This is a genomic window from Pseudomonas sp. IT-P100, assembly GCF_949767185.1.
Classification (GTDB): domain Bacteria; phylum Pseudomonadota; class Gammaproteobacteria; order Pseudomonadales; family Pseudomonadaceae; genus Aquipseudomonas; species Aquipseudomonas fluorescens_B.
Map to the genome: position 1 here is coordinate 43,284 of NZ_CATKQK010000004.1, position 12,144 is coordinate 55,427.

The following is a 12,144-nucleotide window of genomic DNA, read 5'->3' on the forward strand; positions in this document are numbered from 1 at the left end:
GATTAGCGTGGGCACCCATTGCGAACGGCTTTGAGGTGCCCATGTCCAGCAGTTTTCACGCATCGACGGTCGATTGGCTGGGTTGCTGGATTGCGACGGGCCAGGTAAAACCCGGCGAAACCCTCAAGGTCGAAGCCGATCTGGGCGAGCAACTCGGCGTCAGTCGCACGGTCATCCGCGAAGCCATCAAAACCCTGGTCGCCAAAGGCATGCTCGAAGTCGGGCCCAAGGTTGGCACGCGAGTATTGCCGGTGCGGCGTTGGAACCTCTTCGATCCGCAAGTCGTCGGCTGGCTTTCCCGCAGCGGCTTGCCGGAAAATTTCGTCGACGACCTGCTCGACCTGCGCCGCACCATCGAGCCGATGGCCGTGCGCTGGGCCTGCGAGCGAGCGACCGTCGAACAGGTGCAAGCAGTGCTTCAGGCCTACAACGCGCTGGAGCGAGCGGTAGACAGCGGCATCGATTACAACCGCGCCGACCAGTTCTTCCACGAGTGCATTCTCGCGGCCAGCCACAATCAATTCATCGAACAAATGGTCCCGGCCCTCGGCGCGTTGCTGGCGGTGTCTTTCGAAGTCTCCGCGGCTGACCCGGACGAGTTGCGCCGCACATTACCGATTCACAAAGACATGGCCGATGCCATCGCCGCTCGCGATGCCGCGCGCGGTGTGTGGGCCTGCATGACGCTCATCGACAACGCCGACCTGGCCATCAAACGTTTCTACCCAAAAGTCATGGCCGATAAAAAGGCCGGCTAAAAAACACAGACCCCTTGTGGGAGCCAGCTCGCGATTAGTCCGGCACATTCAATATTGATCTCGCCTGACCCACCGCAATCGCGAGCAGGCTCGCTCCCACATAAAAGCAATAAGAAGGAGGTTTCATGGAGTGGACCGCAGTTACCCAGCACCGTGCACACCTGGGCGAGGGCCCCTTCTGGGATGCGCCGACGCAGGCGCTGTACTGGGTGGATATTGCCGGTAAACAAGCGTTGCGCCTGGTCGGCGCCAACGTGAAAATCTGGCAGATGCCCGAGCACGTGTCAGCCTTCATTCCCTGCGAAAGCGGCGATGCGCTGGTGACGTTGAGTAGTGGTGTGTACCGGCTCGATCTCGATTCACCGGGACTTGAGCCACGATTGAGCTTGTTCTGCGTCGCCGACCCGCAACCCGGCAATCGCGCCAACGAAGCCCGTTGCGATGCGCAGGGCCGGCTATGGCTCGGCACCATGCAGAACAACATCGGCGAAAACGGCGAAGACCTGCCCATCGTGCGACGGTCCGGCGGCTTGTTTCGAATTGACCGCGATGCCCGGGTCACGCCGCTGCTTCGCGGATTGGGCATTCCCAACACGTTGTTATGGAGTGACGACGCCACCACGCTTTATTTCGCCGACAGCCTGGATGGCACGCTCTATCAGCATTTCATTCGCACCGACGGCGGCCTCGAGCCCGCGCAAGTCTGGTTCGGCCCCCATGAACGCGGCGGCCCCGACGGCTCTGCGATGGATGCCGAGGGTTACCTTTGGAATGCTCGCTGGGACGGCAGTTGCCTGCTCAGGTTGACGCCAGATGGTCAGGTCGATCGCGTGATCGAGCTGCCGGTCAGCCGCCCCACCAGTTGTGTGTTTGGCGGTCCGGACTTGAAAACCCTCTACATCACCAGCGCTGCGAGCCCGCTCAACCATCCGCTGGACGGGGCGGTGTTGTCCCTTCAGGTCGATGTGCCCGGAAAAACCTGTACAAGATTTGCTGGTTAAATCCCAGAATATGGGATGTAAAATTATATATTGAGATTATTTGGCGGTCGGGTTTATAGTCGGCTCCATCAGTTACACGCACTCACACTTAAAAAAACAAAACAGGTGAAGTGATGCAGCTATTTTCCACAAAGCTTTTTGGCCGGACATCGACAGATGCCCGGTTTTTGTCGTGCCCGCGAAAAGGAGTTCTGATTCATGGGTGAACCTCTTTCCCTGCCAGCGGTGCCCGAGCCACCGAAGGGTGAGCGCCTGAAAAACAAGGTCGTGTTGCTGACCGGCGCGGCGCAGGGCATTGGCGAGGCGATTGTTGCGACCTTCGCCTCCCAGCAGGCCAGGCTGATCATCAGTGATATCCAGGGTGAGAAAGTCGATCACGTCGCGGCGCATTGGCGAGACAAGGGGTTTGATGTTCAGGCGATAAAGGCTGACGTGTCCAATCAGCAAGACTTGCACGCCATGGCCAGACTGGCAGTCGACCTGCACGGCCGCATCGACGTGCTGGTCAACTGCGCCGGGGTCAACGTGTTCCGCGATCCGCTGGAAATGACCGAAGAAGACTGGCGTCGTTGTTTCGCCATTGACCTGGACGGCGCCTGGTTCGGCTGTAAAGCGGTGCTGCCGCAAATGATCGAGCAGGGCATCGGCAGCATCATCAACATTGCCTCTACCCATTCCACGCACATCATTCCGGGCTGCTTCCCGTACCCGGTGGCCAAGCACGGCCTGCTGGGCCTGACCCGCGCGCTGGGCATCGAATATGCGCCGAAGGGCATTCGCGTCAACGCCATCGCACCGGGCTACATCGAAACCCAACTGAACGTCGATTACTGGAACGGTTTTGCCGACCCGCACGCCGAGCGCCAACGCGCTCTCGATCTGCATCCACCGCGGCGCATCGGCCAGCCGATTGAAGTGGCGATGACTGCGGTTTTCCTGGCCAGCGACGAAGCGCCCTTTATCAACGCATCGTGCATCACCATCGATGGAGGTCGCTCGGTGATGTATCACGACTAGGCAAAACGCATTTCAGGCGCGGAATTCCGCTTGAAATCCAATCATCATATGATATGACTATTTGCTGCACCGGCTTTCAAATTAACGCTCAAAAAAAATAACAAGGAGTCAGCTTATGAATCGTCGTCGTGGGATCCGTTCCCTGTGCTGTGCCGCTTTGGCGGTCACCGCGGTCAGCCTGAGCAGTACGTTGCTGGCGGCCGAGGAAGTGAAGATCGGTTTTCTGGTCAAGCAGGCGGAAGAGCCCTGGTTCCAGACCGAATGGGCCTTCGCCGAAAAGGCCGGCAAAGAGAAAGGCTTCACAGTCATCAAGATCGCCGTACCGGACGGCGAGAAGACCCTTTCCGCCATCGACAGCCTGGCCGCCAACGGCGCCAAGGGTTTTGTGATCTGCCCGCCGGACGTGTCCCTCGGTCCGGCGATCATGGCCAAAGCCAAGCTCAACGGTTTGAAAGTGATTGCCGTGGATGACCGTTTTGTCGATGCCAGCGGCAAGTTCATGGAAGACGTCCCGTACCTGGGCATGGCAGCGTTCGAAGTCGGCCAGAAGCAGGGCGCGGCGATGGCCACTGAAGCGAAAAAACGCGGCTGGGACTGGAAAGACACCTACGCGGTCATCAACACCTACAACGAACTCGACACCGGCAAGAAGCGCACCGACGGTTCGGTCAAGGCGCTGGAAGACGCCGGCATGCCGAAAGACCACATCCTGTTTTCGGCGCTGAAAACCCTAGACGTGCCGGGCAGCATGGACGCCACCAACTCGGCGCTGGTGAAACTGCCGAGCGCGGCGAAAAACCTGATCATCGGTGGCATGAACGACAACACCGTACTGGGCGGCGTGCGCGCTACCGAGAGTGCCGGTTTTGCCGCCGCCAACGTGATTGGCATCGGCATCAACGGCACCGACGCCATCGGCGAACTGAAAAAGCCCAACAGCGGCTTCTTCGGTTCGATGCTGCCGAGCCCACACATCGAGGGCTACAACACCGCGAGCATGATGTACGAGTGGGTCACCACCGGCAAAGAACCGCCGAAATACACCGCCATGGACGACGTGACCCTGATCACGCGCGACAACTTCAAGCAGGAACTGGAAAAGATCGGCCTCTGGAACTGAGGCGCGGTTGATTTCATCGGCAGCCCTGGCGACGGGGTTGCCTGATCTGTTGATGAGGTGGGTTATGCACGCGCAAGTACAGACACAACACGACAGCGTCGGCGGCAGCCTGCGCTTCAACGGGATCGGCAAGACCTTTCCCGGGGTGAAGGCGCTGGACGGCATCAGCTTCGTTGCCCATCCGGGACAGGTTCATGCCTTGATGGGCGAGAACGGTGCCGGCAAGTCGACGTTGCTGAAGATCCTCGGCGGCGCCTATACGCCGAGCAGCGGTGACCTGCAGATCGGCGAGCGAACGATGGTCTTCAAGTCCACCGCCGACAGCATCGGCAACAAGGTGGCGGTGATCCATCAAGAGTTGCACCTGGTCCCGGAAATGACCGTGGCGGAAAACCTGTTCCTCGGTCATCTGCCCGCCAGTTTCGGCCTGATCAATCGCGGCGCACTGCGTCAGCAAGCGTTGGCCTGCCTCAAAGGGCTGGCCGATGAAATCGACCCGCAAGAGAAAGTCGGGCGTCTGTCCCTGGGGCAACGGCAACTGGTGGAAATCGCCAAGGCGTTGTCCCGTGGCGCGCATGTGATCGCATTCGACGAGCCGACCAGCAGCCTTTCGGCGCGGGAGATCGATCGCTTGATGGCGATCATCGGGCGCCTGCGCGACGAAGGCAAAGTGGTGCTCTACGTCTCCCATCGCATGGAAGAAGTGTTCCGCATCTGTAACGCGGTGACGGTGTTCAAGGACGGCCGCTACGTACGCACCTTCGAGGACATGAGCGAGCTGACCCACGATCAGTTGGTCACGTGCATGGTCGGTCGCGACATTCAGGACATCTACGATTATCGCCCGCGCAAGCGAGGCGCCGTGGCGCTGAGGGTCGACGGTCTGCTCGGGCCGGGCTTGCGTGAGCCGGTGAGTTTCGACGCGCACAAAGGCGAGATTCTGGGGTTGTTCGGCCTGGTCGGTGCCGGTCGTACCGAACTGTTCCGCATACTCAGCGGCCTTGAGCGCAACACCGCCGGGCGCCTGGAATTGCGCGGGCATGAACTGAAACTGCGCTCCCCCCGGGATGCGATTGCGGCGGGGATTCTGCTGTGCCCCGAAGACCGCAAGAAGGAGGGCATCATGCCGCTCTCCAGCGTCGCCGAGAACATCAACATCAGCGCACGCGGCGCCCACTCCACCTTCGGTTGCCTGTTGCGCGGACTGTGGGAGAAAGGCAACGCCGACAAGCAGATCAAGGCGCTGAAAGTAAAAACACCGAGCGCTGAACAGAAAATCATGTACCTGTCCGGCGGCAATCAGCAGAAGGCGATTCTCGGCCGCTGGCTGTCGATGCCGATGAAAATCCTGCTGCTCGACGAACCGACTCGGGGCATCGACATCGGTGCGAAAGCCGAGATCTACCAGATCATCCATAACCTCGCTGAAAGCGGTATCGCGGTGATCGTGGTGTCCAGCGACCTGATGGAAGTGATGGGTATTTCCGACCGCATCCTGGTGCTCTGCGAAGGGGCGATGCGCGGCGAACTGTCCCGTGACGAGGCCAACGAATCCAACCTGCTGCAACTGGCTTTGCCGCGCCAACGCGCTGACGGCGTGGCGAACTGAGAGGTGACTATGATGACAACCCAAAACAACGCTCTGCCCACCCAGCGCAAACCTCTGGACCTGCGGCGCTTTCTCGATGACTGGGTCATGCTGCTGGCGGCTGTCGGGATCTTTGTGCTCTGCACTTTGCTGATCGACAACTTCCTTTCACCACTGAACATGCGCGGGCTGGGCCTGGCGATTTCGACCACCGGGATCGCAGCGTGCACCATGTTGTATTGCCTGGCGTCCGGGCATTTCGACTTGTCGGTGGGCTCGGTGATTGCCTGCGCCGGCGTGGTGGCGGCAGTGGTGATGCGCGACACCGACAGCGTTTTTCTCGGCGTGGTGGCGGCGCTGTTCATGGGGCTGATCGTCGGGCTGATCAACGGGATCGTGATCGCCAAGTTGCGGGTCAATGCGTTGATCACCACGCTGGCGACCATGCAGATCGTTCGCGGTCTGGCCTACATTTTTGCCAATGGCAAAGCAGTGGGCGTGTCGCAAGAGCCGTTCTTCGTCTTCGGTAACGGCCAGTTGTTTGGGGTGCCGGTGCCGATTCTGATCACCATCGTCTGCTTCCTGTTTTTCGGCTGGCTGCTGAACTACACCACCTACGGGCGCAACACCATGGCCATCGGCGGCAACCAGGAAGCGGCGTTGCTGGCCGGGGTCAACGTTGACCGGACCAAGATCATCATCTTCGCCGTGCATGGCGTGATCGGGGCATTGGCCGGGGTGATCCTGGCTTCGCGTATGACCTCGGGACAGCCGATGATCGGCCAGGGTTTCGAGCTGACGGTGATCTCGGCTTGCGTACTCGGCGGGGTGTCGCTGAGTGGCGGGATCGGCATGATCCGGCATGTGATCGCGGGGGTGTTGATTCTGGCAATCATCGAGAATGCGATGAACCTGAAGAACATCGATACGTTTTATCAGTATGTAATTCGCGGTTCGATCCTGTTGTTGGCCGTGGTCATCGACCGCCTCAAACAACGCTGACACCCGTCTCTCGTGGCGAGGGAGCTTGCTCCCTCGCCACGGTTATGCATTCCTTCCGTCACTTCCCCTAAATATTTCTTGCCTGCTACAACCCGTTTCGGTTATCAGTTTGTACATGATTAGACAGGTACGATTTGACAAGAAACAACGGGTGGTCGACGAACTCATCCGGCGCATTGAAAGCGGCCTCTTGGAGGACGGTTTTTTACTGCCGGGCGAGCATCAGTTGGCTCAAGAATTCAAAGTCAGCCGAGGTACGCTGCGTGAAGCCCTGGCCGAGTTGAAACGGCGCCACTACATCGCGACGCAAAGCGGTGTCGGTTCCATCGTCACCTTCGACGGCGTGGTGCTTGATCAGCGCAGCGGCTGGGCGCAGGCCCTGGCCGACAACGGGGCGCTGATCAATACCGAAGTGCTGCGGCTCGAGGCGGTAACCCGTCCTGACCTGCTTCCGCGTTTCGGCACCGACCAGTTCATCACCCTCGACCGCCGACGTCGTTCCACCGACGGCAAGCTGGTTTCCCTCGAACGCTCATTGATGCCCGCCACCGGAGGCCTGGAAAGCCTGCCGCGTGTCGGCCTGATCGACAATTCCCTGACCATCACCCTGGCCGCGTACGGCTACATCGGCGAGCGCGGCGATCAATGGATCGGCGCCGAGCCCTTGAACGCCGAAGACGCCGAACTGCTCGGCCGCCCGGTCGGTACGGTTTTCCTCAAAGCCTTGCGCACCACATACGACCGGCAAAACCGCTTCATGGAGCAAGTCGAAAGCCTGCTAGATCCGGTGCACTTTCGCCTGCACCTGCAATTTGGAAACCCGCAATGACCGCGTTCAATCGTGCCCTGGGCGCGTTTTACGGACTGGCCCTGGGCGATGCGCTGGGCATGCCGACCCAATCCCTGAGCCGCGCTGAAATCAAGACGCGCTTTGGCGACATCACCGATCTGCAAGACGCTGGTCCCGATCAACCCATCGCGGCCAACATGCCCAAAGGCTCGATCACCGACGATACCGAACAGGCCATTCTGGTCGGTCAATTGTTGATCGACGGCAAAGGCAAGATCGAACCGTCGGTGCTGGCCCAGCGGTTGATCGAATGGGAAGCCGCGATGCAGGCCAAGGACTCACAGGATTTGCTCGGTCCATCGACCAAACGGGCGATCGAGATGATTCTCGCCGGCCAGTCGCCGGAAGAAGCGGGGCGCTATGGCACCACCAACGGCGCGGCGATGCGCATCACGCCGGTCGGGATTTCGGCGGATGTCAGCGATCCCGAGCGTTTCATCAGCGCCGTGGTGCAGGCCTGCCAGGTCACTCACAACACCACGCTGGGCATTTCCAGCGCGGCGGCGGTGGCGGCGGTGGTGTCCGCCGGCATCAACGGCATGGACCTGGGCGAAGCGCTGAACCTCGGCCAGCAGATCGCTCTGCAAGCGGAAAGTCACGGCCACTGGGTCGCGGGCGGACGCATCGCCTCGCGCATCAGTTGGGCGCGGACGATCAGCGTCGACAGTGACAAGGCGCTGCTGGCGGACTTGATGTACGACGTGATCGGCACTTCGGTGGCGTCACAGGAGTCGGTGGTGGTTTCGTTTGCCCTGGCCCAACAAGTGGCCATCGGTGAGATGAATGCCTTCGAAGCTGTGTGCATGGCGGCCAGTCTTGGCGGCGACACAGACACCATCGCGGCGATTCTGGGGGCCATGCTGGGGGCCTGTCTGGGGCTTGAGAGCTGGCCTGTCGGGATGATCGACAAGGTCAAAGCCGTTAACTCGTTGGAGCTGGAACCGTTGGTAAAAGGACTGTTGGCTCTTCGCTGACCGGACTGGCGCCATCGCTGGCTTGCCGGCGATGGCTGCGCCGCTTGTTTGAATTTTTCACCCGCAATGGATCGCACTGACTTGGCCAGGACAGCCGGGCTGTTGTTTTCGTCTTCCGTCATTGCCCATAACCACAACAAAGGCAACAGGAGCATTTCACATGAGTTCATCGAACGCCGGGCAAAGTGCCGGGCAACTGGAAACCCGTGGCATCGAACCGGTGCCGGAAGCGGAGTGCAACGGTCATCCGCTGCAACTGTTCTGGGTCTGGTTCGCTGCCAACATTTCCATCCTCGGCCTGCCGCTGGGCGCCACGCTGGTAGCGTTTCGCGGGTTGGCTATCTGGCAGGCGATCATCGTCGCGATCCTCGGCGCTGCCGGTTCTTTCGCGGTGGTCGGGATCATTTCCATCGCCGGTCGCCGTGGTCGCGCACCGAGCCTGACGCTGTCGCGGGCGATCTTTGGTGTGCGCGGCAATATCGGCCCGACCCTGGTTTCGTTGATGTCGCGGCTGGGTTGGGAAACCGTCAATACCACCACCGCCGCTTTCGTGTTGTTGTCGTTGTGCTCGATCCTGTTCGGCTCTCCAGTGGAGGCCAAAAGTGCGCCGATGTTGACCCTGGTGTTCATCGCGATTTTCGTGCTGCTGACGTTGTCGGTGTCTGGCCTTGGGCACGCGACGTTGCTGGTGATTCAGAAGTGGGCGACCTACGTGTTCGGCGCGCTGAACATTCTGGTCGGCGGTTTCCTTTGCGCCACCATCGACTGGAGTGCCGTGTTCAACGCCACGCCTGCACCGCTTAGCGCAATGATCATCGGCGTCGGCACCATGGCCGCCGGCACCGGGATCGGTTGGGCCAACGCCGGTGCCGACATGTCGCGCTATCAGCATCGCAGCGTCAAAGCCGTGCGCCTGGTGGCCTCGGCCGCATTCGGTGCGGGGATTCCGCTGGTGTTGCTGATCACCCTCGGCGGCTTGCTGTCGGTGGGTAACAATGACCTGGCGTCGGCCACTGACCCGATCATTGCGATCCGCGACATGCTGCCGACCTGGATGGCCGTGCCTTACCTGATCACCGCCTTCGGCGGCTTGCTGCTGTCGAACAACCTGTCGGTGTACTCCGCCGGTTTGACCACGTTGACCCTGGGCCTCAAGGTCAAGCGCGTCTACGCCGTGGTGGTCGACATCGTTGCGATCTTCGCCGGTTCGATTTACTTCATGCTGATCGCCGACAGTTTCTACGGCCCGTTCATTACCTTCATTTCCTTGCTGGCCGTGCCGATCACGGCGTGGGTCGGGATCTTCGTCGTCGACCTGATCCACCGTCATTACTACAGCCCCAAGGATCTGCTGGACGTCAGCCCGAGCAGCGCCTACTGGTACCGCGGCGGCGTCGAGTGGCGCGCCTTCGGTGCGTGGGCGGTGGCGATCGTGCTGGGTTTCAGCTTCACCACCATCGGCACCACCGAACAAACCGTCTGGTTCCGCGGGTTCCTCTCCGATTCGTGGCTGGGCCACAACGGCCTCGGCTGGATCGTGACGTTCCTGGTCGCTGGCGGGATTTACTTCGTACTCGGTGGCGCCAGGGATCGCCGCGCCGCATTGCTCGAGAATGCTCATGCCTAAGCTGTTGCACACCGGCCAGGTCATCATCGACCTGGTCATGGCCGTGGATAAACTGCCGCAGCCCGGCGGCGATGTACTGGCGCAGTCCGCCAGTTTCGAAGCGGGCGGCGGCTTCAATGTGATGGCTGCGGCGCAGCGTAATGGTTTGCCGGTGGTTTACCTCGGCCGGCATGGCACCGGCCGTTTCGGTGATCTGGCGCGGGAGGCGATGAAGGCTGAAGGCATCCACATAGGCATTGCTCACAGCGCGGAGCGCGATACCGGATTGTGCGTGGCGATCACCGACGCCTCGGCCGAGCGCAGTTTCGTTTCCTACATTGGCGCCGAAGGCGAAGTGACTGCCGAGGACCTGGCGAGTGTGCCCGCCGAGGCGGGCGATTATGTCTACGTCAGCGGCTACAGCCTGCTGCATGTCGGCAAGGCTCAGGCGCTGGTGGATTGGGTGCTGGCGTTGCCGGCCGGGATTAACGTGGTGTTCGATCCGGGCCCGTTGGTGGAGTCACCGGATGCGCCGTTGATGCAGGCCTTGTTGCCGCGCATCGATATTTGGACCAGCAACAGTGTCGAAGCGCTGCGGTTTACCGGGGCGTCGGACATCGGGGAGGCGCTGGATCGGTTGACCGATTATCTGCCCGCCGAGGTGCTGATGGTGGTTCGCGATGGGCCCCAAGGTTGCTGGATCAGTCAGCATGGCGAGCGTCAGCCTGTGCCGGGTTTCGAGGTCGAGGCGGTGGACAGCAATGGCGCGGGCGATGCGCACGCCGGGGTATTTGTGGCTGGGTTGGCGCAAGGGCTGTCGGCGGGCGAGGCGGCGCGGCGGGCGAATGCGGCGGCGGCACTCGCAGTGACTCGCTGGGGGCCGGCGACTTCGCCGGGGGCGGATGAGGTGGATGCACTGATCAGCAAAACATTCTGCGGCTGATCTGGCGCTATCGCTGGCAGGCCAGCTCCCACAGGATGCGGGGTGTAAACAAAAACTGTGAACACCTTAATCACTGTGGGAGCTGGCCTGCCAGCGATAGGTCCCGCACATTGAATAAATTTTGACCCTTACCCAGCCTTGCGCAACGCCTCGATCAATTCCTGCTTGCGCATACTCGAACGCCCCGGAATCTTCTTCGCCGTGGCTTCCTTCCTCAAACTGTCCACCGTCTGCGTCTGCCGCGACGCCTTGCTGTTACGCGGGTGACCTTCACGACTGGCTACCGCACGCCGCGAAGATCCCTTGCGGTCTTCGGCCTTCGCACTCGCCGGTTTCTTGCGCCCGGAACCACCGCTGCGCTCACCACCACCCGACTGCTTGTTCACCGTCGCCCAGGCGCGGGCCTCCGCTTCCTCTTTCGAGACACCTTTGTGCTCGTAGCTCTCTTCGATGTGCTCGGCCTTGCGCTTTTGTTCGGCGGTGTATTTGTCTTTGCTTCCACGAGGCATGGGATTTCTCCTGCTGCTCTTAGGCGCTGGCGAAGCCTGCGAGCTTTTGGTCTTCTTGAATCAACGTCAAAAGATCGCAGGCTGCGGCAGCTCCTACACGGTTAGACGTCCAGCTTGCGCGCAGCCTCAACCCCGGCCGCGCTGAGTTTGATCGGCAAATTCAACGAGTGCTCGCCGGTCTCGTCGCAGATCACATGCCCATGTTGAATCAACCCGCGATCCTGCAGCGTGGCAAGGGCACTGGCCACGACTTTCTCCCCCCGGTAATTGTCCAGAACCTCCTTGCCCAACCCGTTCGGGTGGGCGTGCAGCAGACGGGTCAGGACTTCTTTCTCAAGGTTTTTATCGACGTTCATGGTTACCTCTTCATGGATGTGGACAGGTACAGCTCGCGTGGGCGATTTATTGGCTGGCGCCGCCTTCGGAACCCGAGCCACCGGTGGTGGTTTTCGAGCCGATGCCGGTGCCGGCGTTATCGGGTGTCTGGGTGTCGGGCATGTTCATGCCACCCTGACGGCCCGCGTCGTTTCCCTGGATCCGCGGATCGGTGCCCGTGGACGGCGGCAGGCTGCTATCGACACCGGAACCATTGGTATTGATGCCGGGTGCGCTTTGAATGGCGGGGGATTTGGGTTTTTCCACCGGGTCGGTCGGGCCGGTACCGGAGGCGGTGTTCGCGGCAAGGGCAGCAGAGGACAGCAGGGTAGCGAGAGCGAGGGCGGTCAGTCGGGACATGATCATGGTGTCGTCTCCATTTAATTAGAGTCCTTACCTGA

General features: G+C 60.9%; 13 protein-coding genes. 10 read left to right on the plus strand and 3 right to left on the minus strand.

Features of this window, described 5'->3' with window-relative positions:
- Nucleotides 1–41: 41 nt before the first annotated feature.
- The 10 genes from ACM6IQ_RS03220 to ACM6IQ_RS03265 all read left to right on the plus strand — a co-directional run bounded on the left by ACM6IQ_RS03220 (nt 42) and on the right by ACM6IQ_RS03265 (nt 10,859).
- Nucleotides 42–758: a FadR/GntR family transcriptional regulator gene (locus ACM6IQ_RS03220; RefSeq protein ID WP_017340101.1), complete on the plus strand. Its 717-nt coding sequence runs from the start codon at nt 42–44 to the stop codon at nt 756–758.
- Nucleotides 759–883: 125 nt separating this feature from the next.
- Entirely contained in the window at nt 884–1,759 is an 876-nt protein-coding gene (locus tag ACM6IQ_RS03225; protein WP_414878061.1) for an SMP-30/gluconolactonase/LRE family protein, read from the plus strand.
- 198 nt (nt 1,760–1,957) lie between these two features.
- Nucleotides 1,958–2,776 carry an SDR family oxidoreductase gene (locus ACM6IQ_RS03230; RefSeq protein WP_414878062.1) on the plus strand — a complete coding sequence of 273 codons (819 nt, stop codon included), beginning with the start codon at nt 1,958–1,960 and terminating at the stop codon, nt 2,774–2,776.
- 115 nt (nt 2,777–2,891) lie between these two features.
- Nucleotides 2,892–3,896 (plus strand): substrate-binding domain-containing protein, encoded by a 1,005-nt coding sequence (locus ACM6IQ_RS03235; protein ID WP_017340098.1) that lies wholly within the window; start codon nt 2,892–2,894, stop codon nt 3,894–3,896.
- A gap of 64 nt (nt 3,897–3,960) precedes the next feature.
- A complete protein-coding gene (araG, locus tag ACM6IQ_RS03240) occupies nt 3,961–5,505 on the plus strand; it encodes an L-arabinose ABC transporter ATP-binding protein AraG (protein WP_017340097.1) in 1,545 nt (514 codons plus the stop codon).
- Nucleotides 5,506–5,517: 12 nt separating this feature from the next.
- Nucleotides 5,518–6,486, plus strand: coding sequence for an L-arabinose ABC transporter permease AraH (araH, locus tag ACM6IQ_RS03245; protein ID WP_414878063.1), 969 nt, complete (start codon nt 5,518–5,520; stop codon nt 6,484–6,486).
- A gap of 115 nt (nt 6,487–6,601) precedes the next feature.
- A complete protein-coding gene (locus ACM6IQ_RS03250; protein ID WP_017340095.1) occupies nt 6,602–7,315 on the plus strand; it encodes a GntR family transcriptional regulator in 714 nt (237 codons plus the stop codon).
- Nucleotides 7,312–8,310, plus strand: coding sequence for an ADP-ribosylglycohydrolase family protein (locus tag ACM6IQ_RS03255; RefSeq protein WP_414878064.1), 999 nt, complete (start codon nt 7,312–7,314; stop codon nt 8,308–8,310). Before ACM6IQ_RS03250 ends, ACM6IQ_RS03255 begins: the two co-directional genes overlap by 4 nt.
- 160 nt (nt 8,311–8,470) lie before the next feature.
- Nucleotides 8,471–9,937 carry a purine-cytosine permease family protein gene (locus ACM6IQ_RS03260; protein ID WP_017340093.1) on the plus strand — a complete coding sequence of 489 codons (1,467 nt, stop codon included), beginning with the start codon at nt 8,471–8,473 and terminating at the stop codon, nt 9,935–9,937.
- The gene (locus ACM6IQ_RS03265) at nt 9,930–10,859 is read left to right on the plus strand and encodes a PfkB family carbohydrate kinase (protein WP_017340092.1); all 930 of its coding nucleotides are present in this window, start codon (nt 9,930–9,932) and stop codon (nt 10,857–10,859) included. The genes ACM6IQ_RS03260 and ACM6IQ_RS03265 overlap by 8 nt, the downstream gene beginning before the upstream one ends.
- A 128-nt stretch (nt 10,860–10,987) precedes the next feature.
- On the opposite strand, the gene ACM6IQ_RS03270 is transcribed toward ACM6IQ_RS03265, so the two are convergent.
- The 3 genes from ACM6IQ_RS03270 to ACM6IQ_RS03280 all read right to left on the minus strand — a co-directional run bounded on the left by ACM6IQ_RS03270 (nt 10,988) and on the right by ACM6IQ_RS03280 (nt 12,109).
- Nucleotides 10,988–11,368 (minus strand): Rho termination factor N-terminal domain-containing protein, encoded by a 381-nt coding sequence (locus ACM6IQ_RS03270; protein WP_017340091.1) that lies wholly within the window; start codon nt 11,366–11,368, stop codon nt 10,988–10,990.
- A gap of 101 nt (nt 11,369–11,469) precedes the next feature.
- Entirely contained in the window at nt 11,470–11,724 is a 255-nt protein-coding gene (locus tag ACM6IQ_RS03275; RefSeq protein ID WP_017340090.1) for a hypothetical protein, read from the minus strand.
- A 46-nt stretch (nt 11,725–11,770) separates the two neighbouring features.
- Nucleotides 11,771–12,109: a hypothetical protein gene (locus tag ACM6IQ_RS03280; protein ID WP_017340089.1), complete on the minus strand. Its 339-nt coding sequence runs from the start codon at nt 12,107–12,109 to the stop codon at nt 11,771–11,773.
- Nucleotides 12,110–12,144 lie beyond the last annotated feature (35 nt).

Bases quoted from the DNA above. Each gene is read 5' to 3' on its own strand.
- ACM6IQ_RS03235 (WP_017340098.1), top strand. From the start codon at position 2,892: ATGAATCGTCGTCGTGGGATCCGTTCCCTGTGCTGTGCCGCTTTGGCG.
- araG (WP_017340097.1), top strand. From the start codon at position 3,961: ATGCACGCGCAAGTACAGACACAACACGACAGCGTCGGCGGCAGCCTG.
- ACM6IQ_RS03260 (WP_017340093.1), top strand. From the start codon at position 8,471: ATGAGTTCATCGAACGCCGGGCAAAGTGCCGGGCAACTGGAAACCCGT.
- ACM6IQ_RS03230 (WP_414878062.1), top strand. From the start codon at position 1,958: ATGGGTGAACCTCTTTCCCTGCCAGCGGTGCCCGAGCCACCGAAGGGT.
- ACM6IQ_RS03265 (WP_017340092.1), top strand. From the start codon at position 9,930: ATGCCTAAGCTGTTGCACACCGGCCAGGTCATCATCGACCTGGTCATG.
- ACM6IQ_RS03220 (WP_017340101.1), top strand. From the start codon at position 42: ATGTCCAGCAGTTTTCACGCATCGACGGTCGATTGGCTGGGTTGCTGG.
- araH (WP_414878063.1), top strand. From the start codon at position 5,518: ATGACAACCCAAAACAACGCTCTGCCCACCCAGCGCAAACCTCTGGAC.
- ACM6IQ_RS03280 (WP_017340089.1), bottom strand. From the start codon at position 12,109: ATGATCATGTCCCGACTGACCGCCCTCGCTCTCGCTACCCTGCTGTCC.
- ACM6IQ_RS03250 (WP_017340095.1), top strand. From the start codon at position 6,602: ATGATTAGACAGGTACGATTTGACAAGAAACAACGGGTGGTCGACGAA.
- ACM6IQ_RS03275 (WP_017340090.1), bottom strand. From the start codon at position 11,724: ATGAACGTCGATAAAAACCTTGAGAAAGAAGTCCTGACCCGTCTGCTG.
- ACM6IQ_RS03225 (WP_414878061.1), top strand. From the start codon at position 884: ATGGAGTGGACCGCAGTTACCCAGCACCGTGCACACCTGGGCGAGGGC.
- ACM6IQ_RS03270 (WP_017340091.1), bottom strand. From the start codon at position 11,368: ATGCCTCGTGGAAGCAAAGACAAATACACCGCCGAACAAAAGCGCAAG.
- ACM6IQ_RS03255 (WP_414878064.1), top strand. From the start codon at position 7,312: ATGACCGCGTTCAATCGTGCCCTGGGCGCGTTTTACGGACTGGCCCTG.